At 55.5% G+C, this 24796-nt stretch carries 26 protein-coding genes, 3 tRNA genes and 1 other RNA gene; 22 read left to right on the forward strand and 8 right to left on the reverse strand.

What is annotated here, in order from left to right:
* Positions 1 to 11: 11 nt before the first annotated feature.
* Entirely contained in the window at positions 12 to 215 is a 204-nt protein-coding gene (locus B7364_RS03560) for a MucR family transcriptional regulator (protein WP_085338572.1), read from the reverse strand.
* A gap of 345 nt (positions 216 to 560) precedes the next feature.
* On the opposite strand from B7364_RS03560, the gene glyA reads away from it, so the two are divergent.
* From glyA to thiL, 7 genes are read left to right on the forward strand one after another with little or no spacing between them, the layout of a single operon-like run.
* Positions 561 to 1859 carry a serine hydroxymethyltransferase gene (gene glyA / locus B7364_RS03565; RefSeq protein WP_085338613.1) on the forward strand — a complete coding sequence of 433 codons (1299 nt, stop codon included), beginning with the start codon at positions 561 to 563 and terminating at the stop codon, positions 1857 to 1859.
* Positions 1860 to 1912: 53 nt separating this feature from the next.
* Positions 1913 to 2407 (forward strand): transcriptional regulator NrdR, encoded by a 495-nt coding sequence (gene nrdR, locus B7364_RS03570; protein WP_085338573.1) that lies wholly within the window; start codon positions 1913 to 1915, stop codon positions 2405 to 2407.
* Positions 2397 to 3098 (forward strand): RibD family protein, encoded by a 702-nt coding sequence (locus tag B7364_RS03575; protein WP_157893461.1) that lies wholly within the window; start codon positions 2397 to 2399, stop codon positions 3096 to 3098. Before nrdR ends, B7364_RS03575 begins: the two co-directional genes overlap by 11 nt.
* Positions 3099 to 3100: 2 nt before the next feature.
* Positions 3101 to 3709, forward strand: a complete 609-nt coding sequence (locus B7364_RS03580) for a riboflavin synthase (protein WP_085338575.1) — start codon at positions 3101 to 3103, stop codon at positions 3707 to 3709.
* Between the two features lie 35 nt (positions 3710 to 3744).
* Positions 3745 to 4212, forward strand: a complete 468-nt coding sequence (gene ribH, locus B7364_RS03585) for a 6,7-dimethyl-8-ribityllumazine synthase (RefSeq protein WP_085338576.1) — start codon at positions 3745 to 3747, stop codon at positions 4210 to 4212.
* Positions 4209 to 4694, forward strand: a complete 486-nt coding sequence (nusB, locus tag B7364_RS03590) for a transcription antitermination factor NusB (RefSeq protein ID WP_085338577.1) — start codon at positions 4209 to 4211, stop codon at positions 4692 to 4694. Before ribH ends, nusB begins: the two co-directional genes overlap by 4 nt.
* Before the next feature lie 16 nt (positions 4695 to 4710).
* Positions 4711 to 5712, forward strand: coding sequence for a thiamine-phosphate kinase (thiL, locus tag B7364_RS03595; RefSeq protein WP_085338578.1), 1002 nt, complete (start codon positions 4711 to 4713; stop codon positions 5710 to 5712).
* Here thiL and B7364_RS03600 read toward each other — a convergent pair.
* Entirely contained in the window at positions 5699 to 6142 is a 444-nt protein-coding gene (locus tag B7364_RS03600; protein ID WP_085338579.1) for a hypothetical protein, read from the reverse strand. The genes thiL and B7364_RS03600 overlap by 14 nt on opposite strands.
* Positions 6143 to 6364: 222 nt before the next feature.
* On the opposite strand from B7364_RS03600, the gene B7364_RS03605 reads away from it, so the two are divergent.
* The 3 genes from B7364_RS03605 to B7364_RS03615 all read left to right on the forward strand — a co-directional run bounded on the left by B7364_RS03605 (position 6365) and on the right by B7364_RS03615 (position 11173).
* Positions 6365 to 8494: a sodium-translocating pyrophosphatase gene (locus tag B7364_RS03605; RefSeq protein WP_085338580.1), complete on the forward strand. Its 2130-nt coding sequence runs from the start codon at positions 6365 to 6367 to the stop codon at positions 8492 to 8494.
* A 325-nt stretch (positions 8495 to 8819) separates the two neighbouring features.
* The gene (locus tag B7364_RS03610; protein WP_157893462.1) at positions 8820 to 9938 is read left to right on the forward strand and encodes an SH3 domain-containing protein; all 1119 of its coding nucleotides are present in this window, start codon (positions 8820 to 8822) and stop codon (positions 9936 to 9938) included.
* 131 nt (positions 9939 to 10069) lie between these two features.
* Positions 10070 to 11173, forward strand: coding sequence for an SH3 domain-containing protein (locus B7364_RS03615; protein ID WP_085338582.1), 1104 nt, complete (start codon positions 10070 to 10072; stop codon positions 11171 to 11173).
* Between the two features lie 32 nt (positions 11174 to 11205).
* On the opposite strand, the gene nudC is transcribed toward B7364_RS03615, so the two are convergent.
* Positions 11206 to 12159, reverse strand: coding sequence for an NAD(+) diphosphatase (gene nudC, locus B7364_RS03620; protein WP_157893463.1), 954 nt, complete (start codon positions 12157 to 12159; stop codon positions 11206 to 11208).
* A 127-nt stretch (positions 12160 to 12286) separates the two neighbouring features.
* Between nudC and ffs the strand changes: the two genes are divergently transcribed.
* The 4 genes from ffs (at position 12287) to recR (ending at position 15314) form a co-directional block, all read left to right on the forward strand.
* An RNA gene (gene ffs / locus B7364_RS03625) (signal recognition particle sRNA small type) lies at positions 12287 to 12385 on the forward strand.
* A gap of 36 nt (positions 12386 to 12421) precedes the next feature.
* Positions 12422 to 14314: a DNA polymerase III subunit gamma/tau gene (locus B7364_RS03630; RefSeq protein ID WP_085338583.1), complete on the forward strand. Its 1893-nt coding sequence runs from the start codon at positions 12422 to 12424 to the stop codon at positions 14312 to 14314.
* 47 nt (positions 14315 to 14361) lie between these two features.
* Positions 14362 to 14685, forward strand: a complete 324-nt coding sequence (locus B7364_RS03635; protein WP_085338584.1) for a YbaB/EbfC family nucleoid-associated protein — start codon at positions 14362 to 14364, stop codon at positions 14683 to 14685.
* A 2-nt stretch (positions 14686 to 14687) separates the two neighbouring features.
* Positions 14688 to 15314: a recombination mediator RecR gene (gene recR / locus B7364_RS03640; protein ID WP_085338585.1), complete on the forward strand. Its 627-nt coding sequence runs from the start codon at positions 14688 to 14690 to the stop codon at positions 15312 to 15314.
* Between the two features lie 13 nt (positions 15315 to 15327).
* Here recR and B7364_RS03645 read toward each other — a convergent pair whose 3' ends face one another.
* From B7364_RS03645 to parE, 3 genes are all read right to left on the reverse strand, one after another.
* A complete protein-coding gene (locus B7364_RS03645) occupies positions 15328 to 16494 on the reverse strand; it encodes a saccharopine dehydrogenase family protein (protein WP_085338586.1) in 1167 nt (388 codons plus the stop codon).
* Between the two features lie 66 nt (positions 16495 to 16560).
* Positions 16561 to 16806 (reverse strand): DUF1272 domain-containing protein, encoded by a 246-nt coding sequence (locus B7364_RS03650; RefSeq protein ID WP_085338587.1) that lies wholly within the window; start codon positions 16804 to 16806, stop codon positions 16561 to 16563.
* Between the two features lie 4 nt (positions 16807 to 16810).
* A complete protein-coding gene (gene parE, locus B7364_RS03655) occupies positions 16811 to 18826 on the reverse strand; it encodes a DNA topoisomerase IV subunit B (RefSeq protein ID WP_085338588.1) in 2016 nt (671 codons plus the stop codon).
* Between the two features lie 259 nt (positions 18827 to 19085).
* On the opposite strand from parE, the gene B7364_RS03660 reads away from it, so the two are divergent.
* The 6 genes from B7364_RS03660 to gatB all read left to right on the forward strand — a co-directional run bounded on the left by B7364_RS03660 (position 19086) and on the right by gatB (position 22379).
* Complete coding sequence (locus B7364_RS03660) at positions 19086 to 19613, forward strand: cold-shock protein (RefSeq protein WP_157893464.1); 528 nt, start codon at positions 19086 to 19088, stop codon at positions 19611 to 19613.
* An 84-nt stretch (positions 19614 to 19697) separates the two neighbouring features.
* Entirely contained in the window at positions 19698 to 20198 is a 501-nt protein-coding gene (locus tag B7364_RS03665; protein ID WP_157893465.1) for a DUF192 domain-containing protein, read from the forward strand.
* 66 nt (positions 20199 to 20264) lie between these two features.
* Positions 20265 to 20341, forward strand: a tRNA-Pro gene (locus tag B7364_RS03670).
* A 104-nt stretch (positions 20342 to 20445) separates the two neighbouring features.
* Positions 20446 to 20754 carry an ETC complex I subunit gene (locus B7364_RS03675; RefSeq protein WP_157893466.1) on the forward strand — a complete coding sequence of 103 codons (309 nt, stop codon included), beginning with the start codon at positions 20446 to 20448 and terminating at the stop codon, positions 20752 to 20754.
* Positions 20754 to 20830: transfer RNA gene (locus B7364_RS03680), tRNA-Arg, on the forward strand. The genes B7364_RS03675 and B7364_RS03680 overlap by 1 nt, the downstream gene beginning before the upstream one ends.
* 55 nt (positions 20831 to 20885) lie before the next feature.
* Complete coding sequence (gene gatB / locus B7364_RS03685; RefSeq protein WP_085338591.1) at positions 20886 to 22379, forward strand: Asp-tRNA(Asn)/Glu-tRNA(Gln) amidotransferase subunit GatB; 1494 nt, start codon at positions 20886 to 20888, stop codon at positions 22377 to 22379.
* Between the two features lie 15 nt (positions 22380 to 22394).
* Here the strand turns inward: gatB and B7364_RS03690 are convergent, their stop codons facing one another.
* On the reverse strand, positions 22395 to 23666 hold the full coding sequence (locus tag B7364_RS03690) for a DUF1176 domain-containing protein (protein WP_198534022.1): 1272 nt from the start codon (positions 23664 to 23666) through the stop codon (positions 22395 to 22397).
* Positions 23599 to 24267 carry a lipoyl(octanoyl) transferase LipB gene (gene lipB, locus B7364_RS03695; RefSeq protein ID WP_232780797.1) on the reverse strand — a complete coding sequence of 223 codons (669 nt, stop codon included), beginning with the start codon at positions 24265 to 24267 and terminating at the stop codon, positions 23599 to 23601. Before lipB ends, B7364_RS03690 begins: the two co-directional genes overlap by 68 nt.
* Positions 24268 to 24343: 76 nt before the next feature.
* Here lipB and B7364_RS03700 point away from each other — a divergent pair, with 76 nt between their 5' ends.
* Positions 24344 to 24616: a FliM/FliN family flagellar motor switch protein gene (locus B7364_RS03700; RefSeq protein ID WP_269798756.1), complete on the forward strand. Its 273-nt coding sequence runs from the start codon at positions 24344 to 24346 to the stop codon at positions 24614 to 24616.
* A 91-nt stretch (positions 24617 to 24707) separates the two neighbouring features.
* A tRNA-Leu gene (locus B7364_RS03705) sits at positions 24708 to 24792 on the forward strand.
* Positions 24793 to 24796 lie beyond the last annotated feature (4 nt).

Raw genomic sequence — 24796 nt, forward strand, 5'->3', positions numbered from 1 at the left:
ACGCCTCTGGATCAGATACTTTGTCCACACGGCCTAGGCTTTTCGGTCGGCTTCTCAAAATCGTCTTTCGATAATGTAACCAAACTTTTGTGGATGCTGCGAATGAGTTCGCTAAGATTTTCAGCTTTAATCTCATTGGCGTTTACATAGGAGGAGACAATTTCAGTCGTCATTTCTAAGATATCCGAGTTGGCGTGCTCTTTTTGATTGCGCATCTTTCAGCAGTCCTCGCTTAGGTTGTTATGGAGTGACTGATACATCTGAATTGATCATGGATTAAGGTGCATTTATTCAATAAAAGATTTTGTGACCATTTTCTAAGATTGAGTTTTGGCCTGTAAGTGTTGAGCAGAAATTATAGATATTTGATTTTGTGTAGAAAAAATTCGAAGAGAAAGATAGATTTTTTATGAATATGTCGAAAACAGGAATTTTCATTGTTATTAACCTTAGAAATGTGGAGATTGCATGAATTTACCTTGTGGTAATTTGAGCGACTTGCCCTGTTGCATGAAACGCCTAGGTTCATGTATGACGGACCAAACGGAGACATAGTTACCATGACATCCCTCGCAGAAAGCCAAAATACTGTAAGCAAAGATTTTTTTACGGCTTCGCTGGGGTCTAAGGATTCCGCCCTAGCGGCTTCGATTGCCGAGGAACTGCACCGGCAGCAGTCGCAGATTGAGCTCATCGCCTCGGAAAACATTGTGTCTCGCGCCGTTTTGGAAGCGCAGGGCTCGGTTTTGACCAATAAATACGCCGAAGGCTATCCGGGCCGGCGCTATTATGGTGGTTGTGAATTTGTAGATGTTGCGGAAAATCTGGCGCTCGAACGGGCGAAGGCTTTGTTTGATTGCAGCTATGCTAACGTACAACCCCACTCTGGGGCCCAGGCCAACCAAGCTGTCTTTATGGCGCTCTTGAAGCCAGGCGATACGTTTCTTGGTCTTGACTTGGCAAGTGGGGGCCACCTCACACATGGTTCGCCCGCGAACCAATCTGGCAAGTGGTTTAATGCGATTTCTTATGGGGTTCGTCCCGATACCCATTTAATTGACTATGATGCTGTTGAGGCTTTGGCCAAGGAGCATCAGCCAAAAGTGATTATTGCGGGTGGATCAGCTTATCCGCGCCAGATCGATTTTGCACGATTCCGGGCCGTTGCTGATTCCGTCGGGGCTTATTTCATGGTGGATATGGCGCATTTTGCTGGTCTGGTTGCGGGCAAAGCCCATCCAAACCCGTTGGACCACGCCCATGTTGTGACAACCACAACCCATAAAACCCTTCGTGGGCCGCGGGGCGGCATGATTTTGTCCAATGATGAAGCACTGGGTAAGAAGTTCAATTCCGCTGTTTTCCCTGGCTTGCAAGGGGGGCCACTTATGCATGTTATCGCGGCAAAGGCGGTCGCATTTGGTGAGGCTTTAACACCCGAGTTCCAAGCCTATGCGCGCCAAGTTGTTGCCAATGCACAGGCCATGGCAGCAGCGGTGAAGGCAGGGGGATTTGATCTGGTCTCTGGCGGCACTGATACACATGTCGTTTTGGTCGATCTGCGACCGAAGGATTTGACCGGCAAAGCGAGTGAGGCCGCGTTGGAGCGCGCGGGCTTTACTTGTAACAAAAATGGTGTGCCCTTTGATCCCAAGCCACCTGCAACCACGTCAGGCGTTCGTTTGGGATCGCCAGCAGGCACCACACGCGGCTTCGGCACCGAAGAATTCACTTGGATTGGCAACAAGATCGTGGAAGTCTTGGATGCGCTTGCCGGTACGCCTGATGGCAATCCGGAAGTGGAAAGCCGCGTGCGGCGCGAAGTTGAATCGATGTGCGCCCGTTTCCCAATCTATTGAGTTGGCGGCGAGGTGAGGGGTGGCCTCACTGAGTGCTTTCGAAAGGATAATTCATGCGTTGCCCCTTCTGCGGATTTGCTGACACGCAGGTGAAGGATTCGCGTCCGGCTGAGGATGGCGTTTCGATCCGACGGCGGCGGCAATGCCCGGCATGTGGCGGGCGCTTTACGACGTTTGAGCGTGTGCAATTGCGCGAGCTGAAAGTCATTAAGCGCGATGGAACGCGCGAATTGTTTGACCGCGACAAGCTGCACCGTTCGGTGGCCATTGCGTTGCGCAAGCGCGAAGTCCCAGAAGAACGGATTGAACATCTGATTTCTGGCATTGTTCGACGTCTGGAAACATCGGGTGAGACCGAAATCTCAACCAGCACGGTCGGTCAATTTGTTTTGGATGCTTTGGGGGAAACAGACCCCGTTGCTTTCGTCCGCTATGCCTCAGTGTACCGGGATTTCCGTGAAGCCGAGGATTTCAACCGCTTTGTCGATGATGAGCTTGGTGCGTTGAAGGAAAGTTTAAAGCGTCGGGGCAATGTGCGTGACGATTAAGTCGGCGATAGATCGCCCGAAGATCACATTGAAATTGGCCACCAGTCTGGATGCTCGTATTGCGACGGTGACGGGGCAAAGCCAATGGATTACAGGACCAGAATCGCGAGCCGAAGTTCATCGCATGCGCGCGCGCCATGGTGCGGTTCTGACAGGCATTGGCACTGTTTTGGCCGATGACCCCGAGCTTACCGCGCGACTGGATCCGCCCGCGCCCCAACAGCCTTTACGGGTGGTGCTTGATTCTGCCGCGCACTTGCCGCTGGACAGCAAACTCGTCAGGACAAGCGATCAGGCAGCCGTTATTTGGTGTACATCAACCTCGCTTCCTGACCAGCCTTTGGATGGCAAGCCAGGGGTTTATCACCATCAAATCAGCCGAAACCGAGCGGGCAAGACAGGCCTCGACCTTGAGGCGGTGCTGCGCATGCTGCGCCAAACCTACAACGTCAAAACCGTCATGGTGGAAACTGGACCCACTCTTGCCACTGCTTTTGTCCGTGCCGGGCTGGTCGATCAAATAGCTTGGTTTCGCGCACCTATCCTTTTGGGCGGTGATGGACGGCCCGTCTTTGAAAGCCTAGAGGTTGAAGCCTTGTCACAGGCTTTGGAGCTGCATCCGAAAGAGCCACAAAAATTTGGACGCGATGTGCTTGACTACTTCGACTTAAGCTCAACTGAGAAGGCATAGGCATGTTCACAGGGATAATCACCGATATTGGTACAATTGTCGCGAAGGATCACAAGCCCGGTACAGATGCGGTCTTCACCGTCGACAGCGGCTATGATGCTGCAAGCCTTGCCTTGGGCGCTTCTGTGAGCCACCAAGGCGTCTGCCTCACTCTGATTTCGTTTGAGGCTCTTGCATCTGGAGCCCGCTGGCGGGTGCAAGTCAGCCAAGAGACCTTAGACGTAACCTGCGCCAAGGAATGGCAAGTTGGCACACAGCTCAATCTTGAACGGGCTCTCAAGCTAGGCGATGAACTGGGTGGCCATATGGTATCAGGCCATGTCGACGGAATCGGCGAAGTTGTTGCCGTAACACCCGAAAATGAGAGCCACCGTGTCTCAATTAAGGTGCCGGAAGGTTTGGCTAAATACGTCTCACCCAAGGGTTCAATCGCCGTTGATGGGGTTTCTTTGACGATCAATGAAGTTGATGATGTGACTTTTGGGGTAAACATCATCCCCCACACCTGGCACGTGACAACATTGGGTCGCCTAAAGCTAGGAACACGTGTTAATCTTGAAGCGGATCAAGTTGCACGTTACGTGGAACGCATCTTATCTCGTACGACCTGACGGCCACCTCATTCGCATCAACCTTGGACTAGGCTATGACCCTATCTTTCGACCCACCTCATCTTTTGTTCGTTGTTGGCGATTTCTATACCCATATCGCCGAAGAATTGGTCGCGGGTGCCGCTGAAGCCATCAAGGCTGCTAATGGGACCTATGATGTCATCAAAGTTCCCGGGGCCTTTGAAATTCCAGCGGTGATTGCGCATGCGGATCGGGCCACGCATCGCCCGGCTGGTCGCCATTATGATGGCTATGTGGCGCTGGGCTGCGTTATTCGCGGCGAGACCTCCCACTATGACTATGTGTGCGGGGAAAGCGCCCGTGCTTTGATGGAACTTTCGGTCGAGGGGCTGCCGATTGGCTATGGTATCTTGACCGTCGAAAATGAAGCCCAAGCACTTGCTCGCGCCAAGCGTGATCAGAAGAATAAGGGCAGGGATGCTGTTGTCGCTTGCCTCACTATGTTGTCGGTCAAGCGGCGCTTGAACATGGGCGGCGTATGACCCGCACCAAGCCATCGACACTGACTGACGCCCGCCGTGGCGCGCGTTTGGCTGCGGTTCAAGCACTCTATCAAATGGAAATGTCTGGCGGTGGCGTGAAATCGACCGTGCGCGAATATCTCGATCATCGTTTGGGTGAGGATAGCGAGACCGGGCCGCTTGAGACAGCCGACGCCGATTTCTTTCGCGCGCTGGTGGAAGGCGTTGTGGCAGAACAAGCCTTAATCGATGCTTCGATCAAAACGCGCTTGGCTAAGGGGTGGCGGCTTGAGCGGATTGATTCGATTGTGCGGGCGGCCGTGCGCGCGGCCACCTTTGAATTGCTGCGCCGAGGCGATGTACCAGTAGCTGTTGTTATTGATGAATATGTTGGCATTGTTAATGCCTTCTTTGAAGGCCCGGAAGGTGGCTTTACCAATGGATTGTTGGATCGCTTGGCCCGAGAGCTCAACGCCAATGACTTGCGCCAGCTGACCTCGTGAGCCTTGGGTAAACGGGGTGGCACGGGCACCATCAGAATTTGATCTGATCGCTCACCTCTGGGCGCCTCTGGCGCGTGGCGTTGCAGGTGCCTTTGATCTTAAGGATGATGTGGCGCAATTGCCGGTTTCGCCGCATGGGCTGGTGGTGACCTGCGACCAGATCATTGAAGGCACACATTTTTTATCCTCCGATAGCCTTGATTGGGTGGCCAAACGGTTGGTGCGGCGGAATTTGTCTGATCTAATCGCTAAGGGCTGCAAGCCTATTGGTGCTTTGTTGGCTTTAGCTTGGCCAAAGGAGCGACCTCTGGCGCAGGTGGCAGACTTTGCGAGAGGCTTGGGCGATGATTTAGCCGCCCTTTGTGGCAATTGTCCGCTTCTGGGTGGGGACACAAGCGCCACCGAGGGTCCCTTAGTTGCAAGTCTCACTCTGATCGGTACCCCTTTGGCGCCAACTGCAAAGCCAATTTTGCGAATAGGTGCTCAACCTGGAGACGGGATTTTTCTGACAGGGACCTTGGGCGACGCCTATCTAGGTCTGCAAGTTCGTTTGGGCCAAATGGACGCAAGCCAGCTGACGCAAGCTGTCCAACTGGCCCTTGCGCCTAAACCGCCGCCTTTGGCGACAGCCGATCTGGTAGCAACCTTTGCCAAAGCCAGCATCGATGTTTCTGACGGCTTGTTGGCCGATGCCAGTCATATCGCGCTAGCCTCTCATCTGTCCTTGGCCATAGAACTCGATGATTTGCCGCTTTCGAACGAGGCGGCAACATGGCTTGAACGGTCAAACGATCATGTTGAAAGCCTGTTGGCGCTGGCAACCGGTGGAGATGACTATCAAAGCCTGTTCTGCGCTGCGCCAGAGCACGCCTCAACCCTGACGGCCCATTTTCAGGCCATCCGTGTCCAACTGACTCAAATCGGTAGATGCTGTGAGGGACAGGGCGTGGCGCTGACCTATCGCGGGCAAGCCATTGCTTTGCCCAACCGGCGCGGTTGGCAGTTTAGCGACGCATAAAGGCAACTTGTTCAAGTGAGACGCGGGTTACGCGCAAGCCCGGTTTCAGGGACGTTACGACTTGAGTCACAATCCGAACAATGGCGGCCTGATCAAACGTATTGGGCCCTTTGCCTTCAGGAATTGGATTACGACCCGTTGCACGCGTGATTCCATCGCGAACTAAGAAATGTTGTTCCCGCACAAAAGTCGCAGCATTGAGATCAGACATTCGGATCTTCAAGGTCACAAATAGATAATTCACCAACGCGCCGTTGCGCGCGATTGGCAGAACGACATTGATTAATTCTGCCACCAGCGGCTCGCCTGCCTCTTCGGCCTTGCCTTCGGCGGCATTTGCGCTTTGGGCGGCAAGCAAAGGAATCGCAACCGCAGCACCGGCAGCAGCCGCACTTAAAGCAAGGGTGGATCGGCGTGTGGGATCAGACATAGATTTTGTCTGCCATAGGAAAGTCGACGAATGGTTAATGTACAGGCGGTTTTGCGGTTTACTGACAAGGATTTCGCGAAACCGACGCGGCACATTGCAAGCTGCGCAATCGCCCCCTAAAGAAGAAGGACCAATAAAGGGGGATCATCCGGAGAGTGGGAGACGAACTGCCACCACGGGTGAATCTGGAAACGAAAGAGGTACAACATGGACGTTAGCGTCATGAGTGTGGTCGCGGCCATTGGGGCCGGGGTCCTTGCGTTGATCTACGGCTTCATCACCGTTCAACAAGTTCTAAAAGCAAGCCCAGGTAGCGCCCGTATGCAAGAAATTGCTGCGGCGATTCAAGAGGGGGCAAATGCCTATCTCAACCGTCAATATACAACGATCGCCATTGTTGGCGTGGTGATTGCGGTTCTTCTCACGTTCCTTTTCACAATCGAGACATCACTTGGCTTTGTGCTGGGTGCTGTGCTGTCAGGCCTTGCAGGCTATGTCGGGATGCTCGTATCGGTTCGCGCAAATGTTCGTACGACCGAGGCGTCGCGCAATAGCTTGGCGGCCGGTCTTTCCATGGCCTTCCGTGCCGGTGCTGTTACAGGCATGCTGGTGGCTGGTTTGGCCTTGATCGGCGTTGCGGGCTATTATTACATTCTGACCCAAGTTCTTGGGCTAGAGCCAACCAGCCGCAAAGTTATCGACCCATTGGTTGCTTTGGGCTTTGGTGCTTCCTTGATTTCCATCTTTGCCCGTCTCGGTGGCGGTATCTTCACCAAGGGTGCAGACGTTGGCGGCGACATGGTCGGCAAAGTTGAAGCTGGCATTCCAGAAGATGATCCACGCAACCCTGCAACCATCGCAGACAATGTCGGCGACAATGTCGGTGATTGTGCAGGTATGGCTGCAGACTTGTTTGAAACCTATGCCGTGACTTTGGTTGCTACGATGGTCTTGGCGTCGATCTTCTTCAAAGAAGCCGGTGCCGCCGTGATGATGTCTTTGCCTTTGGCGATTGGGGCCATGGCAATCGTAACCTCGATCATTGGCACCTATTTTGTCCGCTTGGGCCAAGACAACAACATCATGAATGCTTTGTATAAAGGCCTGATCGCGGCGGGGGTTCTCTCCGTTGTAGGTCTTTATGCAGTGGTTCAAGCAACGGTAACCCAAACCTATACGACCAGCGGTGGCGTAACGATCACAGCTATGAACCTGTTCTTCTCCGGCGTGATAGGTTTGGTCGTGACCGCAGCGATTGTGTGGGTGACCGAATATTACACGGGCACTGACTATCGTCCGGTGAAATCGGTGGCCCAGGCTTCGGTTTCTGGCCATGGTACTAACGTCATCCAAGGCTTGGCTGTGTCGATGGAAGCAACGGCCCTGCCAGCTTTGATCATCGTGGGCGGTATCTTAGCGACCTTCAACTTGGCAGGTTTGTTCGGGATCGCCATTGCAACCACCACGATGTTGTCGGTTGCTGGTATCATCGTAGCTCTCGATGCGTTTGGTCCTGTAACGGATAATGCCGGTGGTATTGCCGAAATGGCCAATTTGCCTCCCGAAGTTCGCAAAACCACTGACGCCTTGGATGCTGTCGGTAACACCACCAAAGCTGTGACCAAGGGCTATGCCATTGGTTCAGCGGGTCTCGGGGCCCTGGTGTTGTTTGCCGCCTATACGGAAGACTTGAAATATTTCTCCAGCAATGCGGCTGAATATCCGTATTTTGCTGGCGTAAACGTCAGCTTCGACCTCTCAAACCCCTATGTGGTTGTTGGTCTGTTGATTGGTGGTCTTCTGCCGTATCTCTTCGGTGGCTGGTCGATGACGGCCGTGGGCCGGGCAGCAGAAGCCGTGGTGCAAGAGGTGCGTCGCCAGTTCCGCGAAATTCCTGGCATTATGGAAGGCACGGGCAAGCCGGACTATGGTCGGGCCGTCGATATTCTGACCAAAGCTGCGATCCGTGAAATGATCGTGCCAAGCTTGCTGCCAGTCTTGTCGCCGATCGTTTTGTTCTTCGCCATCAACATGATTGCGGGTAAAGCGCAGGCTTTGGCGGCAGTTGGTGCCATGCTTTTGGGCGTGATTGTGACGGGTCTGTTCGTCGCCATTTCCATGACATCGGGCGGCGGGGCTTGGGACAATGCCAAAAAGTCGTTCGAAGATGGCTTTGTGGACCGCGACGGCGTCAAGCACATGAAGGGGTCAGACGCTCATAAAGCGTCTGTCACTGGCGACACGGTTGGCGATCCATACAAGGATACCTCCGGTCCCGCGGTAAACCCCATGATCAAAATCACCAATATTGTGGCTTTGCTCCTATTGGCGGTTTTGGCACATCAAGGCTAACGCGCGATCCATTCAAGCATAGAAAGTCCCGGTCGCAAGGCCGGGACTTTTTGTTTGCCCTATCGGGGCTCTGAACCACGAGAAATAAACCGCCTGAAGCGCAGCAAGGCGCTTGGCCAAGCTGCAATGGTTAGTTAGGCTAGGTGAAACGAGCGAGGCGAGGAGAGTGATTGTGCGGAAAGGTCGGTGTTCGAATGAACCGAGCGCATGTGAGTTTGCCCGCCATCAATTAGACTTGCCCTACGCAGGACCCAATAGCGTGTGTTCGCGTTGTGGCAGTCCTTTAGCGCCTGTGGCGGAAACCGCTGAGCCACAGGAGGCCCCGTTGGCACCGCAGGCAGAGCCACGCTTTCAGGCCCGACCTTATTCAACACAAGAGCGCGGGAACGAAGTCGAGATTGATACCTATTCGGGCCTTAGCATCATGCAGGTTACGCGTTGGGTCGCAATTGCAGCTTTAGTCGTTTTGGTTGGCTTTATCGGTTGGCGGCTGTTTGGCCCGGCTCAAGATCCCAATGCAGCGGTTGATCCATCAGGGCTTTCGGCCTTGACGGAGGGTCTGGATATTGAACAGATTTCGCCGCCCGAAATGCGCCGGGTGAGTGTGGCAACCGAAGCCCGTGTTTCGCCAGACCCGGCAAGCGCCGTGATCATGTTGTTGGCCCCAGACACGATCCTTGACGTTACAGGGCAGATTCAAGTCGGCGGCTTAAACTGGTTGCGGATAACGCTTCCTACCGATCGCTCGCGCTCAGGATTTATTCGAGAAGATATGCTGGTTCCATTGGGTGAGGGCGAAGCCGATTACTCAAGCCTAGATCCTTTGGCTGGCAATACAATCAACAGCTCGATTTTGCCGGTTGCCCCAGTCCAAATCGGGGCGGATGCTATGATACAACCAATGACTTACCAGATTGTCGGCCCACCTGCTTCCATTCACCAAAGCCCAGCTTTTGAAAGTCCGCAATTGGGCCAAGTGGGCAGTGGTGTGCTGGTTATGGTTGTCGCCCAACATATGTCGAACGGATTGCCGTGGCTGCAGGTTCAACTCACCAATGGCCGCACGGGCTGGATATCAGGCAATTCAGCGGTTCGGGCCCCTCAAGGTCCGACGAATGCACCGGCAACAGCAGATGCGGCCGCTGCCATGGCCAGCGCAACAGCTGACGCGGCGGCTCCTGGAGCACCTAAGGCTGAACCCGAAGTGCCTTCTGGCCCTATGGCTGTCAGCGTGGGGACGTTGATGCGGGTGGACACACCAACCGCCAGCTTGCGGGCAAGACCTGGCGCGACTGGCGATCCTGTTCTCGAAGTTCTTCCAACCGACACCCTAATGTCGGTTGAAGATGTGCGCATTGTCGCAGGCATGCCGTGGTATCAAGTGACTTCCCCAAAAGGCAATCAAGGTTGGTTGTCGGGGCGGAGTTTGGTTCCCAATCAGTAGAACGCAAGCTGTTGCTCTTGCGCGTCCACCCCCTGTTATGCGCTGCCAAGTCCTGATAAAGCACCAGCCAATGGGGTGTGTCCGCCCTTTGTCTAAATCTGTCCCAATCTGTCGAAGTGAAAGCCAAGTGTATGTTTTCTGAGGATACCCAGTCAGCTCAAAACATGCGACCGCGCGGGGCACGGGGTGCAAGCCGTATCTTCTTGATCTTGGTAGCCATTGTTGTCGCGGCCTTGGTGATAGCGGGGGCCTTTTTCGGTTTTAAGACCCTGTTTGCGAACCAACAGCCCGAGCTGCCGAGCATCGAAGGCCCGCGATCTTACAGTGCTTTGGGGCGGACTGAGGTTCGCCGAGAACCTGCCTTGAGTGCGCCTGTTGCCCTTGTGCTGAAAGAAGGCACGATTGTCTCAGCCCAAAGTGTTGGCGTGAAGGCGGGTGTCGAATGGCTCTCGCTGACCGCAGTCGATGGGGCCAGAGGCTTTGCTCCCAAAGCTTTGTTCCGGGAAATTCAGCCCAATAGCGGGTCCAATAAGATCAGTGGTGGGGTCCGCAATATCGTCACTTCCGCCTTGTTGAACCTGCGTGAAACCCCCTCTATGTCCGGCAAGATTGTTGGCACAGTCGATGGCGGCACGCGCCTAGTCTCCGACGGATCGGTCGAAGCTGAGGGAGAGCTTTGGTTACGCATTCCCTTGGATGGCAACACTACAGTCTTTATTCTCCAACGCTTCACAACCGCTGACGATGATGCGGGTAGCAATGACGGCATTGGTGCCGATACTGCCACCGTGGGTGCCGTTGGTCGCGCGATCCAGATCGCCAATGTACAAGCAACCCCATTGCCGAATTCGCGGATTGTGCGCGCCCTACAGCCGGGCGAAGTGGTTCGCGTGATTGGACAAACCAATTCTGGCGTTGCTTGGTATGTCTTGCGTCTCAATGATGGCAGTCAGGGCTTTGCGCCCAAAGCCGCGATCAGTATTGATGAGGGGGCGTCTCGCTGGGTTTATCCAGATGGAACAGAGGCCCCAGGTCCTAATGTGCCTCAAGGTCAGACCGAGCCGATTGATCCTGCAAGCTTGTTGAAAATGAACGGCACCAATGGCGGAGTTGAGGGGGCAGGGGGCGAGGTCTCCGGTTCGACGACGACGGCTGCGGAAGCATCAGAAGGCGTTTTGCCGGTGACGCCAACGGCACCTGCCGCCACGCCACAAGCCGCGGGCCCGCAGCCCTAACGGGCAGCTTGGCCCACCGCTCTGGAGTAAGGTCAGCCTTCCTCTACCCACAAACGGATGAGATGGTGGGCGATGGCGATTGGCGGAGGCGCGCGCAAGGTGACGCCATCGCGCGTACAGCCGCCTTCTGACAATAATTGACGCGCCTCGTCTCGACTATACCAAAGGGCTTGGGAGATTTCGTGGGTGTCAATGTTAAGCTCGAAACTTTCAACTTCCGCAATCAGGCCGATCATCAATTGAGACGGGAAGGGCCACGGTTGGTTGGCCACGATCCGTGCTTTCGTCATCTTTACCCCAGCCTCTTCAAACAGCTCGCGGGCGCAGCCTTCTTCGATCGTCTCCCCGGGCTCGATAAAGCCAGCAAGGGCTGAGATATAGCCAGAACGAAACCCGATGCCCCGGCCCAATAGACACTGATCACCTTTGACGGCGAGCATGATCGCAACTGGGTCTGTGCGCGGAAAATGCTCGGTCTTGCACGCCGGACACGCCCGCTTCCAACCCGCCTCGGCCATCTGGGTGGCCGCGCCACAATTGGCGCAAAAACCATGGCGGCTGTGCCAGTCCAGAATAGCCTTGGCAGTGCCGGCAATCGCAAGATCTGACATGTCCATTATTCCGGCGGCCATGCGCAAATCTTCTGCCTCACCCAAACCCTGCAGTGGGCTGTCATCCAGATCAAACCGCGCCGGCAGCGCTGCTGCAAAGGTTGCTCGTCCATCCAGGTCTAGCCCCATCAAAACAGGCTCAGGACTTGATTTGGGTAGAAAGGCGGATCGGCTGGCACAGGCCAAGCGCAACAATTTTCGCGCGCCTTTAGTTTGGCTATCAAGGCTTAAAACAGGCTTTCCATCCTGGATCAGAATAAGATCGGTATCTGGATGGTTGAGAAGGCTTTCCATCTTTTCCGCATCGCGGCGAAGCGCGCTGGCGCGATCAAGGGGGAAAGCAGTGAAGGGGATGAAACTAGTAGACTGGGCCATAGTTTGCACCTGAACTGGCCCGCCCATTTTGGTCAAGCACGATTTGTTGCAAACAGACACCTGCGACATCCACAGGATTGCCGCCATTAGCGCTTGAAACTCGCGGCCTGACTTGCGATATGGGAAGTGGAGATCGGCGGTGGACGTAGTCCTCGCCAATTCGGTCAGGTCCGGAAGGAAGCAGCCGCAACGGGTTTCGCTACGGGTCGCCGTTCGGTCTCCACCCTTGTATCTGTGCGCACCCACAGTTTGGAACCCCGACATGCACGAAACGGATCTTGGCGGTGCAGGTGATCTTCCTCAGTCAGGAGGATTTACTGGGTACGACCAAGCCGCCGAAGAACCCGATGATCTGACCTTGTCGATGTTTGGTGAGCCTGCAGAGGCCTCTCAGCCCGCGCCTGCGCAGTCCAGCCAGCCCTATTTGGTTTTGGCGCGCAAGTATCGGCCACAGCGTTTTGAAGATTTAATTGGGCAAGAAGCGATGGTTCGCACCTTGACCAATGCCTTTGCCTCTAACCGCATTGCCCATGCTTTCATGCTGACAGGGGTGCGCGGCGTTGGCAAAACAACGACTGCGCGGCTGATAGCTCGCGCCCTCAATTACCAAACCGCGACAATGGATCGCCCGTCCATTCAACTCGATCCGCCGGGCAGTCAATGTGAAGCCATTACGCGGGGTAACCATCCTGATGTGTTTGAGTTGGACGCTGCCTCGCGCACTGGCGTTGGCGATATGCGCGAATTGCTTGACGGGGTGCGCTATGGGCCCATCGCCGCGCGCTATAAGGTCTATATTATCGACGAAGTGCATATGCTGTCTAAGAGCGCTTTTAATGCGTTGTTGAAGACATTGGAGGAACCGCCCCCACATGTGAAGTTCATCTTTGCCACCACAGAAATTCGGTCGGTCCCCGTTACGATCCTGTCGCGCTGTCAGCGCTTTGATTTACGCCGGATTGAGCCTGTGGTTCTGGCTGATTATCTCGAGAAAATTGCCAAGCGCGAGGGCACGCATATCGCCCGTGATGGGCTGGAATTGATTGCGCGCGCGGCTGAAGGCTCTGCGCGTGACGGCTTGTCGCTGTTAGATCAAACCATCGTGCAAGATCAGGGCAAGGGTGTAACCGGCACCGAAATCCGCGACATGTTGGGTCTGGCTGACCGTACCCGCACGATGGATTTGCTCGGTGCCATCCTGAAGGGCGATGCCAAAACAGCGTTGCAAGCCTTTAGGGAGCAATATGATTTAGGCGCAGATCCGGGCCTCGTCCTGCGCGACTTGATGGACTTGACCCATGAAATCTCCCGTGGGGAGGTGTTGGGCGATGATTGGCATCCCGCCGGTGCGAGTGACCATGTCAACCAGATGAAGGCCTTTGCGGCCAGTACAACGCCTGCCGCCCTTGGACGGCTGTGGCAGTTAATCCTGCGCGGCTTTGAAGAAGCCGCGCGCGCCCCTGATCCCGTTCAAGCGGCTGAAATGTGTCTTTTACGGGCTTGTGCTGCTCAGCAATTGCCGCCGCCAGAGGATTTAGCCCGCCTGTTGATGAGCCAGCCCATCTCACCGGGAGCCACGGCTGCCCTGGCAGCGCCAAACGGGACAAATGGCAGCCCAATGGCCCTTGCAGCATCTCCAACCTTATCGGGTCCTCAAGCCGCCCAGTCTAAAAGCGTGTCGTCAACCCAACCAAGCTTGAGTTTTGAGGGTTTGTTGGAAGTGCTTGAAGATGCGCGCGAAATTGTGCTGGTGACAGAGCTTGAGCGCTTTGTGCGACCCGTCAGCGTCGAGCCGGGCCGCTTGGTGATTGAGCTTCTACCCAATGCGCCCGCAGACCTGCAAAAGCGCGCCGTTGAAGCCTTGTCTGCGCTGACAGATGAGGATTGGATCGTCGAGGCAGGGTCTGGCGGGCAGGAAAGTATTTCTGAGCGCCATAAGCGGTTGGAGTTAGAGCGCATTGAAGCGGCTAAGCAAGCCCCGGAAGTGCTTGCCGCCCTGAAAGCCTTTCCCGGCGCACGTATTTTGGATGTGCGCGCGGCCCCAGTTCCAGAGATCGTCCTTGAGGCGGTCGTTGAGGACGGGGAAGAGGACGCAGACACCGAAGCCAGCAATGTGCTGTCGGTAGACTTTAACCGCCGCCGCGTTGGCGATTAGACCAAACTATGGGATGATCCCCCATCCCTTTCTATAGGACGAGTGTGATGAAAGACCTTGGCGGATTGATGAAGACCATGCAGCAGATGCAGTCCAAAGTGGCTGATGCGCATAAGAAAATGGAAAAGATTGAAGCCGAAGGTAGCGCGGGCGCTGGTATGGTGAAAATCACCAGTAATGGGGAAGGCAAGCTCCTCTCCATCTCCATCGATCCCAGCCTGTGCGTGCCCGAGGATGTCGAAATTCTGGAGGATTTGATCAAGGCCGCTTTCGAAGATGCGCGTAAAAAGGTCGAAGCCAGCCGCGCGGCCATGGAAAAGGACTTGATGGGCGGCCTTCCACTGCCCCCCGGCTTCAAGATGCCCTTTTGATTATGGTTGATCGCAGCACGCGAACCAAACGCGCCACAGCCAGTCCAGAAATTGAGCGGCTTGTCTCGCTCTTGGCCAAACTGCCGGGGCTTGGACCGCGGTCGGCGCGTCGCGCTGCGCTACATCTTTTAAAGAAGCGGGATGGTTTGATGCAGCCCTTGGGCCAGGCTTTGGCTGAGGCGGCTGAGAAGGTAAAGGCCTGCCAGATTTGTGGTAATCTTGATACGCAAGATCCGTGTTCGGTGTGCACTGATCCAGCGCGCGATCAAACGACTTTATGTGTCGTAGTCGAAGTTAGCGATCTTTGGGCCTTAGAGCGGTCCGGTGCCTATCAGGGGCAATATCATGTTTTGGGTGGCGTTTTGTCGGCCCTAGACGGCGTACGGCCTGAAGATTTGCGCATTGCCAGCCTGATGGCGCGCATCCAAGAGGGCGGCATTACCGAGGTTGTCTTGGCGCTCGCCGCCACGGTTGAGGGTCAAACCACGGCCCATTATCTGGCAGATATTTTAGCCGATAGCGGGGTTGCTACCACCAAGCTTGCCCATGGTGTGCCTGTGGGCGGGGAATTGGACCATTTGGACGACGGGACGCTGCTGGCGGCTCTTAAGGCGCGCCGCAGCGTCTGAGGTCAGTTAGGCTTTAACCGGCCACCACCTCAAAGGTGAGGCCAGCGCTTTTCACAAGGCGAGCCCGTAGGGCAGGGCCCATGACGGCACCAGGTGTCCAAATTCCGCCAGCCGCATCCTTGGCTTCATGGATCAGGCACAAAGCCGATTCTGCAATCATCTTCGAGGTTGATCCATAGCCTGGATCCCGATCACCTGTGACCACAACCTGAACTTCTGCGCCTTCTGCTTGGGCAATGAACAAGACGTCATAAAAGCCTGACTCGCGCTCTTCCTTCGAAGGGCCTTCGCCAGGCTTAGGTCCACCTTCACCGCCAAGACTTTTGTCGCCCGCGATCGCGTTCGCCATAGCTTGACCCTTTTCACCAGGGCCCGTCACCATCATTTCCTCATAAACAAGGCCAGCGCCATATTTATGGCCGAGCAGCGCATTGGTGCGGTGCACATTGCGGGTATTAATCGGGGCCATCACAAAGGGGGCCACCCAAGTGCCCATTTCTTCGTCCAGATAGGGCTTCATACCGTGAGGTTGGGTTGGGCCTTCAAAGCCGGGTGTCAGGGCGAATGGATTGCGTAACAGGTCCAAAACACCCGGCTCGCTCATAGCCGCTGCCATTGTGGCTTTGAGACTGGCTGCGGTTCCTCCTGAGAAAGTGCCCTTCATCTTGCGGACCCGACCCTTGACCTTTGGGGCGGGGCTGCCGGTTTTGGCGATCATGGTTTCTTGGGCCAGTTGAACACCAAGATCGAAGGGGATGGAATCGAAGCCGCAGGAGAACACAATTCGTGCCCCAGAAGCCTTTGCTGCCGCCTCATGGGCATCAATCATCTTGCGCATCCAAGCCGGCTCGCCACACAGATCAACATAGTCTGTGCCATGCTCGGCGCAGGCTGCGACCAAGCCATTTCCATACAGCTGATAGGGACCAACGGTGGTGAGGACGACCTTTGTTGAGGTGACCATCGCCTTCAGCGAGGCTGCATCATCGCTATCACATACAACCAAGGGCGTATCTTGAGGGGCCCCAATTTCATCGCGAACAAGGGCCAATTTTTCGAGGCTGCGGCCACCCATGGCCCAGCGAACCCCTGTTGGATAGGTTGCTGCCAGATATTCAGCCACCAATCGGCCGGTAAAGCCAGATGCACCAAATACGATGATATCAAATTCTTGGCTCATGCCGTTTCTCCCTCATTCCTTGGAGGTGTGTGGCGCGGAACAGGCGCTAGAGCAAGAGGGCTAACTCTATTTTGCTTGGCAGGCGGCTTTAAGTGGCGCGCGCTCTGCCTGTCCCGGAAAGCGGGCTAAGGCGGCGGCGGGCCGGATGGGGCGCGGCACCAGATTTCCTTGGCATGCTGGGCAAATTCCAGAGAGCCTTTCTGTCGCACAATCCTCGCAATAGGTGCATTCAAATGTACAGATAAAGGCATGGGCACTGTCCGCCGCTAAATCGCGGTCACAGCATTCACAATTGGGCTTGAGCGCGAGCATGGTCTTACACGTCTAGGCTTTCGGCATAGCGCGCATTTTCCTGTAGCCATTTGAACCGCAGTTCTGGCTTGCGACCCATCAAAGTCTCGACCAATTCCCCTACGCTGGGCAAGTCGCCCTCAGGGATCACCAATCGCGCCAAAGTGCGGGTGGCAGGGTTCATGGTCGTGACTTTCAATTGCGCTGGCATCATTTCGCCCAAGCCTTTGAAGCGGCCGATTTCCACTTTGGCGCGGGGATTGAAGGCGGTCTTTAGCAGCTCGTCCTTGTGCGCGTCATTCTTGGCATAAACTGTCTTGCCGCCGTGGGTCAGACGATAAAGCGGCGGCAGGGCCACAAATAAGCGTCCCGCATGAACCAATTGCGGCATGGCGCGGAAGAAATAGGTCGCAAGAAGGGCGGCAATATGGGCCCCATCGACGTCGGCGTCGGTCATGATAATGACGCGCTCATAACGCAAGTCTTGCAACCGGAATTTGCTGCCCGGAGCGACCCCTAAAGCAAGCGCCAGATCTGACAATTCCTGATTGCCAGCTAGTTTATCCCCGCCAGCGCTGGCGACATTAAGGATTTTGCCGCGCAGCGGCAGGATGGCTTGGGTATTGCGGTCACGCGCCTGCTTGGCACTGCCACCTGCCGAATCGCCTTCAACGATGAAGATTTCGGTGCCAACAGCATCTTGGCGCGCACAATCGGCAAGTTTGCCGGGTAAGCGCAATTTGCGCGTGGCGCTTTGACGTTGGACTTCTTTTTCCTTCCGTCGTTTTAGGCGATCGTCGGCTTGGGCAATCGCCCAATCCAAAAGCGCGCGGGCTTCACGCGGGCTTGCCCCCAGCCAATGGTCAAATGGATCTCGTATGGCGTTTTCGACGATGCGGGCCGCTTCTGCCGTGGCCAGCCGGTCTTTGGTTTGGCCAACAAATTCAGGTTCGCGCACAAAGACGCTGATGAGCGCTGCAGCTGTTCCAAACACGTCTTCTGACGTAATTTGTGCGGCCTTCTTATCACCCACCAATTCCCCATAATTACGCAAGCCCTTAGAGATGACTGTCCTGAGGCCTTGTTCATGCGTGCCGCCTTCAGGCGTGGGAATGGTGTTACAATAGGACAATAAGAAGCCGTCGCGGTCGCCAAAGCCGCGCACCCCCCAAGTCAACGCCCATTCGACCGCGCCATGGCCACCTGATTGGGCCGTGCGCCCGGCAAACATCGTGGACGTGACGGTTGGGGCTTCGCCAATGCTGCTTTGTAGATAATCGGCGAGACCATTGGGGAAGCATAAGACTTCTTCTTGTGGCGTGGTGTCGCCGGGACGGATACGCTCCGGCGCACATTTCCAGCGAATTTCAACGCCGCGGAACAAATAGGCTTTTGACCGCGCCATCCGAAACAGGCGGGCGGGATCGAGGCTTGCACCCTCGCCGAAGATTTCGGGATCGGGGTGAAACCGTACAACCGTGCCTCGACGGTTATGGACCGGGCCTAAATGTTCAATCGGCCCCTGCGGGATGCCGCGCGAAAACGCCATGCGGTAGAGCCGCTTGTCGCGCGCAACTTCAACTTCGAGGCGATCGGACAAAGCATTGACCACCGATACGCCCACGCCATGCAAGCCGCCTGAAGTTTGATACGCCTTGTCAGAGAATTTGCCGCCCGCGTGCAAGACGGTCATAACCACTTCAAGGGCAGACTTGTCGACATATTTGGGGTGGGGGTCGATGGGAATGCCGCGCCCATTATCGGAAACCGCCAAAGCGCCATCGGCCTCTAAAGTCACTTCAATGCGGGTTGCATGGCCGGCCACGGCTTCATCCATCGAATTGTCTAGGACTTCGGCAAACAAATGATGCATGGCGCGCGCATCGGTGCCGCCAATATACATGCCAGGCCGCTTGCGCACAGGCTCTAGGCCTTCGAGTACCTCAATGTCCTTCGCAGAATAGCCCGCGGTGGCGGCAGACACGCCCGCTGGCTCGAGGTCATCAAACAAACTGGATTTTGGAGCGGCGTTAGCAGCCATTCGGCGAGATTCCTTGAAGTTCGGTGCAAATTGAAGCGCGGTGATATGGGCTCTTGTTTGGGCTGTGGGTCAAGCCTTTGTGTAAGCAGGCCCGCGCGATCGCCCCTTCATAAACATCTTGCGTAGTCGTAAACCCTGTGTTTACTTACCGTATGGTAACGCTTGGGCTCGGGTGCGGGGAGCTCTCGTTGAGCTCTATCGAGTAGTCCCGCTTAGCTAGCCTCGCGCTGTACTAATTTGAGCGAAGGGATCAAGAGTTGTGACACACCAATTATTAGAAACTGTCGTCGCTATGGGTAAGGAACCTTTGGGTACTTTGGCCGAAGGCATTGTAAAATGGTTTGATCCAGTCAAAGGTTTTGGCTTTGTGCAAATTCAAACTGGCCAAGGAGAAAATTCCCAAGAGGTCGATGCTCTCTTGCATATCAGCGTGTTGAGAAAGCATTCAACCGCCATCCCAAAAGAGGGCGACGAGATTACGGTTTTGACGGCGGAGGGGGAGCGGGGCCTTCAAGTCGTCGGTATTTTGAGTCTAAGGCCAGTATTTCGTCCGCCGCCAGAAGATGTGGATCAATTTGTCCCGGTGACGGTAAAGTGGTTCAATCGTTCCAAAGGCTATGGGTTTGCAGGTCTGACCAGTGACGGTTTGGAGTCGGAAGATATCTTTCTGCATGTTGCAACGCTGCGGCGAGGCGGCATCGATATGGTCGATGGTGGCGAAATCCTGCGCGCACGGGTTGAGCGTAGCGCCAAAGGAGCCGTGGCCACTGCCGTCGTGCGCGCTTAACCCGTGCAGCTTTAGGCCTCGCCGATGCCAGTGTCCCCGACACGTCATCTTGGCGACAGTTACCACTTCGTGATAGGGAAGGGCATGTCTAAAGTCCTGCGCTTCATCCTTTTCGCCCTGTTGGCTTTTGTTGCCATTCCCTCGCTTTCTATCGCGCAACCCGCCTCGATCACGGGGCCGCAGCGCGGCTTGAAAGTTGAAAAACTGTCGATCGCCACACCGGCCGGCGTTCGCAGCTTTAATGTTGAAATCGCAGATTCGCCGCGCTCGCGTGAAATCGGGATGATGTGGCGAACCGAAGTGCCGCGTGGCACGGGGATGCTGTTTGATTTTAAGACGCCGGAACCGGCCACTTTCTGGATGGAAAATACACTGGTTCCCTTGGATCTCATTTTCATTCGTGCCGATGGGCGTATTGCCAATATCGCATCCAATGCACAGCCCTTTTCGCGTGCGTTGATCCCGTCTGATGGCCCCGTTTTGGCAGTTTTGGAGATTGGCGGCGGCGAAGCGCGGCGTCTGGGGCTTGCAGCAGGTCAGCGCGTAACCCACCGCATCTTCGCGCCAGCGCGCGCAAAAAAATGAGACTTCAGTAATTTCTGTTCTGGGCGCTTGCCCTGATCGGCTTGGTCGCGCTATACGCGCGCCTCTCGGGGAGTAGCGCAGTTTGGTAGCGCATCTGGTTTGGGACCAGAGGGTCGCAGGTTCGAATCCTGTCTCCCCGACCATTTTGGTCGATTGTGACAAGCGAGACGTGCCGATTTCATGCATTGCCCGCTTTGCCATTTCTGCCGAACGCGCTCATGATGAGACATCTAGTTTCGAGGCCTTCATGACATTTGCAAAAATTCACCGTCCAGCCAAAACCGCCATGCAGTCGGGCCGGGCCAAGAGCAATGTGTGGATGCTGGAGTTTGAGTCGAATGCGGTGCGCACGCCGGATCCGTTGATGGGCTGGACCTCGTCAACCGATACCCAAGGCCAGGTACGCCTGACCTTCGATACGCGCGATGAGGCGATCGCCTATGCGCAAAAGCATAATTTGGCGTTTCAAGTGATTGATCGGCAGGAGCCAAAGCGTATCCCGCGTGCTTATGCCGACAATTTCACCTTTTACCGCCGTGAACCTTGGTCTCACTAGGCCCAATAGCTCAGCTGGATAGAGCATCCGCCTTCTAAGCGGACGGTCGCAGGTTCGAGCCCTGCTTGGGTCGCCAGTTCTTAGTGTTTTGCGTTCTTTGCCAAACCGCTCTGCCCCGTTATGAAGGCGTTATGACCACACTCGCTAATGATCTTGATATCCGCTCCGCCCGTCCCGACCAACTTGTGGCTGGGGCCACGGGGGATTGGGAAATCATTGTGGGCCTTGAAGTTCACGCGCAGGTGAGTGCGCAATCGAAGCTGTTTTCTGGGGCGAGTGCGGCCTATGGCGGTGCACCCAATGCTCATGTCAGCCTGGTGGATGCAGGCATGCCAGGAATGTTGCCGGTTTTGAACCGTTATTGTGTGGAACAAGCGGTGCGCACGGGCCTTGGCCTTGGAGCCAAGATCAATTTGTGGAGCCGGTTTGACCGGAAAAATTACTTCTATCCCGACCTGCCGCAAGGCTATCAAATCAGCCAGTTCGCGCACCCCATCGTGGGCGAGGGCACGTTGAATGTTGATTGCGACAATGGCGAGACGGTGCCCATTCGTATTGAGCGTATCCATTTAGAGCAAGATGCTGGTAAGTCGATCCACGATCTGGACCCACGCGCCACGTATGTGGATTTGAACCGCTCGGGCTGTGCCTTGATGGAAATCGTTTCCAAGCCCGACATTCGCTCGAGCGAAGAAGCGGCCAATTATTTTAAGGCGCTGCGGGCATTGGTACGCTATTTGGGCACGTGTGACGGCAATATGGATGAAGGCTCCATGCGCGCAGACGTCAATGTGTCGGTGCGCAAGCCTGGCACGCCTTTTGGCACGCGCTGCGAGATCAAGAATGTGAATTCCACGCGCTATGTCGCACTCGCCGTCGATTACGAAGCGCGTCGCCAGATTGAGATACTCGAAGATGGCGGCACGATTACGCAGGAAACGCGCTTGTTTGATGTCAAGACCGGCAAGACCCGTTCTATGCGCTCAAAAGAAGATGCGCATGATTATCGCTACTTCCCAGACCCAGACCTATTGCCTTTGGTGCTGGATCAAGCGTGGGTTCATGCGATTAAGGCGAGCCTACCGGAGTTGCCAGACGCCAAGAAGCAACGCTTTAAAGCCGAATATGGCCTGTCAGCTTATGATGCAGCCGTGCTTGTTTCTGACAAAGATGCAGCGGACTTCTTTGAGACCGCTGCCAAGGGGCGCGATGCTAAATTGGTCAATAGCTGGATGACGGTTGAATTATTCGGCTGGCTCAACAAGCATGATAAGACTTTGGCCGAAACCCCTGTTTCGGCAGAACGTTTGGGTGAATTGGTCGATCTAATCAGCAACGGCACCATAAATGGCAAAATTGCCAAAGACGTGTTTCCGCGCATGATCGAAACCGGCGACGCGCCTTTGGTCATTGTCGAGCGCGAGGGCCTCAAGCAAGAAACCGACACCGGCCTGATCGAACAGACGGTCGATGCCCTCATCGCTGCAAATCCTGACAAAGTTGAAGAAGCCCGTAACAAGCCCAAGGCACTTGGCTGGTGGGTTGGCCAATTGATGAAAGCAACCGGCGGCAAAGCCAGCCCAGCAGTCATCAATGAAGTCATCAAGACGAAGCTTGGGCTTTAGGCGGTCTCAGCGCCCCTAGCGCTTCGCTTTGGCGGGGCGCGGGATAACGTCCTTTTTAACCCGGACAGGCCAAAAATCTGGCGTCAGGCCGCTACAGGCAGTCATCTCTATCCAACTGGTCAGAACAAACTCTGCGCCGTCCCAAACATAGGTTTGCGCGGACCCACAGTCGCCGACCCCCCGGCCCTTCGAGAAGGCGCTGATTTGGCCTGTTTCAGGCTCCACACTGACATTGACGAGACTATGGTCGTCTTGCTCGTCTGTGGCAGGGTCTGGGCTGGAAAACGGATATGGTTCCAGACGGGTTGAATGGGTCTGAAGATAGAATTTCGACCACATATTATAGGCCCCCGCACCACAGGGCACGGCCCACAGGATACGACCTTTGCCAAGGTTGAAACCCTCAATGCCTTGCCCGCCAAAATCAAGCCGTTCGCTATCGTCGCATTCGGCTTTTCGCCGATCCATCACCAGTTTTGGGACTGTGGTGCGGTTTGTCATTTTCGAAAATGCCATCGCACTGACGCGGGGTGTGGTTGGGGCAGGGGGGATTCGGTCACGCGGCTGCTTACCCCCATCGATCCAGGCCCCCGTAGTGCCGGTGCGACCCTGCTGGGCTTCAATCGCGCGTAGGGCCGCGACAAAGCCAGATAGGCTGGCGAAAGAGTGAACCGTACGGCTTGTGCCGGGAGAATAGACAACCGATTGACCTGACCTCGCCACATGAATGAACCGGGCTATGTCGGCGCTCTGGACTTGGCTTGCCCCGGACTCATGGGAGGTCAAGACAAAGACTCCATTGGCCAAAACCCGTCCATTTGGGCAAAGGATGCGCAAAGTCCCGTCCTTTGCAGCCGGCTGGTCGGCCAAATATTCCCCAGAATAGAGAATCTTAGGCTTGGCGTTTGGTCCCGCCTCAATTTCTACCCATAGCCAACCGGTCTCGGTGTTGTCAGAAACCCCGCGTGGTGGCTTCGACAAATCCATTTCGTTTAGGCCCGAGATGGAGACGGCCGTGCATGTTTTCAGATTGCTGCACGTTACACTCCAATCGCGATAGTCCTTGGTGGAGGTCTGCGCATGTGCTGGAACGGTAAAAATGCTCAGCAAAGCAAAACAAACGAGGAGTGGTCTTGTGGCAGATAGGTACATCGACACGGCCATATCAGCCATGAGCTGCGCGTCAATGGCCTTTAACTGGGTGATATTTGGGAAGGCCTTAGAGCGGGGCGCATACGCGGGTAACAGGGCCAAAGCGGGCAATGAAGGTTTGGCGTAAGGCTTCATCGACCTCGCCATAGGTTACGGGATGACCCAGATCGACTAGGGAGGTCACCCCCAGCCCTTCTTCTTGGATGCCGCAGGGAATAATGCCGCTAAAGTGGGACAGGTCAGGCTCTACATTCAAGCTGATGCCATGAAAGCTAACCCATTTTTTGACGCGCAAGCCGACGGCAGCGATCTTATCCTCGTGTCTGGCAAAGCCATTGTGGGTGCGATCGACCCAAACGCCAACGCGCCCACAGCGCAACTCCCCCTTGATGGCGAAGTGCGCGAGCGCATCAATCACCCACTTTTCCACCGATTGTACGAAGGCACGCACATCGCGCTTGTGGTGGCGCAGATCAAGCATGAGGTAGGCAATGCGTTGGCCGGGGCCGTGATAGGTGTATTGCCCGCCACGCCCACTCTTGAACACAGGAAGGCTTGCACCGGGCAAAAGGTCAGACGGTTTAGCACTGGTGCCAGCGCTATAGAGGGGGGGATGCTCTAACAACCAAACCAATTGATTCGCGGTTCCCGCCGCAATTTCAGCCGCGCGCGCCTCCATAAAGGCCACTGCCGCCTCATAATCGACGGGTTTTTCCGATACAGCCCATTCAATCACACGATTTTCTCCAGAATTTGCAGTATCTTTAGGCGCGTTAACCAAGTTCCAACACTCCTAGGTTCTATCTAGGCACGTGACAGACGATAGTGAACACCCACCCTCGCAGATTGAAAAGGTCATGGTCGAAATTTCGGTCTTGGTCGGACGATCTTCCTTGCCCATGCACCAGCTGCTGCGGATGGGTCGTGGCGCGGTTATTCCGCTCACGGCCTCGCCCAATGATCCCGTGTGGGTCTTGGTCAATAACCACCCTGTGGCCCGCGGCGACATCCAGTTGGATGACGATAAGATTTCGGTTGAAATCACCGGCGAAGCGGATGTTTATGACTATATGGCAGGCCCATAGCAGAACTTCACTGTTTGGAACTGGCAAGATGCAGGCAGAAGGGCTTCACATTGGCCCCATGTTCTACTAAAAGCGCCGCTCTTTCCGGAACGTGCTCATGGCGGAACTGGTAGACGCGCTAGCTTGAGGTGCTAGTGGGGAGACCCGTGGAGGTTCGAGTCCTCTTGGGCACACCAACGG

The sequence above is a fragment of the Aquidulcibacter paucihalophilus genome, assembly GCF_002105465.1.
Lineage (GTDB): Bacteria > Pseudomonadota > Alphaproteobacteria > Caulobacterales > Aquidulcibacteraceae > Aquidulcibacter > Aquidulcibacter paucihalophilus.